Annotated in this window: 2 protein-coding genes; one reads left to right on the top strand and one right to left on the bottom strand. The window is 46.7% G+C overall.

Annotated elements, in window-relative coordinates:
• Window positions 1–61 precede the first annotated feature (61 nt).
• Window positions 62–919 (top strand): FAD-dependent monooxygenase, encoded by an 858-nt coding sequence (locus QUB44_RS30680; RefSeq protein WP_333373671.1) that lies wholly within the window; start codon window positions 62–64, stop codon window positions 917–919.
• A gap of 67 nt (window positions 920–986) precedes the next feature.
• On the opposite strand, the gene QUB44_RS30675 is transcribed toward QUB44_RS30680, so the two are convergent.
• Entirely contained in the window at window positions 987–1,730 is a 744-nt protein-coding gene (locus QUB44_RS30675) for an HAD family phosphatase (RefSeq protein ID WP_333373669.1), read from the bottom strand.
• Window positions 1,731–2,005 lie beyond the last annotated feature (275 nt).

Genomic DNA, 2,005 nt, shown 5'->3' with positions numbered 1-2,005 from the left:
TATTTATTTAACGATTTTACTAGCTTTTTCATTTTAACTCTTTTTTGACACATTCGCCAAAGTGAGATGCACCCGAGATAGCTTTACCGTTCACTACGATCTACTGGTGGGTGCTGATGGGGCGCGATCGCAAATTCGAGACTATTTAGTCGAGAATGCAGGCTTGCCGTGTTCCCAAAGCTATGTTCCAGATGCCTATAAATCCGTGTTTTTAAGTCGGCTCAATCCGAGTGCAGGAGTGGAGTTAGAACCGAATAAAATCCATGCATGGAATCTGAATAATAAAACCCGGATGCTGATGGTACCCCAGCCAGAAGACCAGTTGAATGGCGTGATTATTTTTGATGCACAGACTAATCCCCTAGAAGGATTATTCACGAAAGAAGAAGTCAAGGCATTTTTTGAGGAAAATTTCCCGCTGTTTGGTCAGTTGATGTCGTGGGAAGAAGCGGAAGCGTTGTTGAAGCGTCCAGTAGCAAAGGTGCTAACGGTACGCTGCGATCGCTTTCATGAGGGCGATAGTGTGTTGCTGATTGGCGATGCTGCTCATGCGGTGTCTCCCTCGATTGGGCAGGGGTGTAATTCTTCGTTAGAAGATGTGCTGATTTTGGGACAATTATTGGAGCAGTATGGGGATGATTGGGGGAAGGTTTTGCCGCAGTTTTCACAGCAGCGAGTCCCGGATGCCCATGCCTTGCAAGAGTTATCAAATTATTCGTTTCCTCGCACTAAGTTGTTGCTGGTTGAGTTTTTCTTGCGGTTGACGATAGGAAGGCTATTTCATCGATGGTTTCCCCGTTTAGTTAAGCCGTTTGTGTTTGATTTGGTGTTAGATACGGACTTGTCTTATTCGCAGGTATTGAGTCTGAGCCAAGGTTGGATTGATAAAGTGAAGCATTCGATGGCCCAGAATTCTTGATATTCAGCAACGCCATTTTTCACCATCGTAACTAAGGGCATCAAGCATCGCCTGATGCCGCGTGTCTTTAGACTGGGGTTGGTGATAATAAGCCCATAAGATCGTGCATCCGCTCAATAACTTGGTGGACACCAGCCGACACAAGAGCATCTGCACGGCTGCTTCGTTCATCCTCGCTTATATGAGTTCCCCCTACATAACCGATAATCTGCCCAATTCCAGCGGCAACGGCAGACCTTACCCCACTGATAGAATCTTCAATTGCCACGCAATAGGAAACTTCTGCACCCAGACACTTCACTGCATATAGGTAGATGTCAGGAAGCGGCTTGGGGCGCGGAACCGGGAGAGAGTCGTGAGCGCTAAATATCTGCTCGCTGGGGAAATAGTCGGTCAGGGCTGCAGAACTAAGGCAAGCACTCAGCCGCTGTAAGCTGCTGTTACTTACAAGTGCATATTCAACTCCGTCGTCGCGGAGGGAAGACAGCACTTGGGGCGTTCCGACCGTCGCTTTTGCCTCTATAGTAAGCCGTTCGATCGCTCTCTTTTCTTCTTCAGCCACTAGCCTGTCAATATCGCGCTCATTAAGACTGGTTAATGAATCTGGGTAGAGATTTTTGAGTATTTCCCTGTAGGGTTTCCCGGCGAAGCTTTTAACAAAGTCTTCAAGCTCATAGTATTGAGCGCCAGGGAACTCACGAGCCACTTCATTTGTCAGCCTCCATGCGCTCTTAAGTGCTATGGTTTCACTATCAACGACTGTTCCGTCATGATCGAAAAGCACCACCAAATCATGCTGAAACGGTTTCATTCAAAAGACCTCTCTCACTGTAATTCTTAAGCGTATTCAATAGTCCGTGGGTCTGAAGATCTTGCAAAGCCCTGTGGCATTCAGTATCTACGACCTCTGTCTGTTCGCAATTCTCCAATCCCAGAATCCCACTAATTACTGCGCCTTTTTGAATGGCTGTAATTGCGCTTTGGATATCCTTGGCATGATAGGGCTGACCGTAAGGATTCAGGTGAAAAATAGTTCATTCAGAGCGGAGAAATATGGTAGTGTAGTCAGATGAGCGAAAAATCAGA

This window comes from Microcoleus sp. AT3-D2, from assembly GCF_036705715.1.
Taxonomy (GTDB): domain Bacteria; phylum Cyanobacteriota; class Cyanobacteriia; order Cyanobacteriales; family Microcoleaceae; genus Microcoleus.
The sequence above is the reverse complement of the archived record's forward strand: the minus strand, read 5'-3'. Positions and strand labels throughout refer to the sequence as shown.